The sequence below is a fragment of the Isoptericola variabilis genome, assembly GCF_050311655.1.
GTDB lineage: Bacteria > Actinomycetota > Actinomycetes > Actinomycetales > Cellulomonadaceae > Isoptericola > Isoptericola variabilis.
Window position 1 is genome coordinate 1 of sequence record NZ_JBNOZM010000021.1, and the last position, 338, is coordinate 338.

Sequence of the window (338 nt, forward strand, 5' to 3'; positions counted from 1 at the left end):
CGGGGCAGGACCTCCACGTGCAGGTCGCCGCGCTCGAGGTAGGCGCGGTTGACGTCGGTGATCTCGTACTCCCCGCGCGCCGAGGGCTGCAGGTGCTTCGCGATCTCGACCACGTCGTTGTCGTAGAAGTACAGCCCCGGCACGGCGTAGCTCGACTTCGGCCGGGCGGGCTTCTCCTCCAAGGAGATCGCGCGCCCGGCGGCGTCGAACTCGACCACCCCGTACGCGGTGGGGTCAGCGACCCGGTAGGCGAACACCGCGCCGCCGTCGAGGGTCGTGTACTTCTGCAGCTGGTCGCCCAGCCCTTGCCCGTAGAAGATGTTGTCGCCCAGCACCAG

The 338-nt window shown here is 69.2% G+C and carries 1 protein-coding gene; it reads right to left on the reverse strand.

Annotation, left to right across the window (positions count from 1 at the left end; genetic code table 11):
* On the reverse strand, nucleotides 1–338 hold a 338-nt coding region (locus tag ACQP60_RS20900; protein ID WP_429736574.1), incomplete at both ends, for a sugar phosphate nucleotidyltransferase.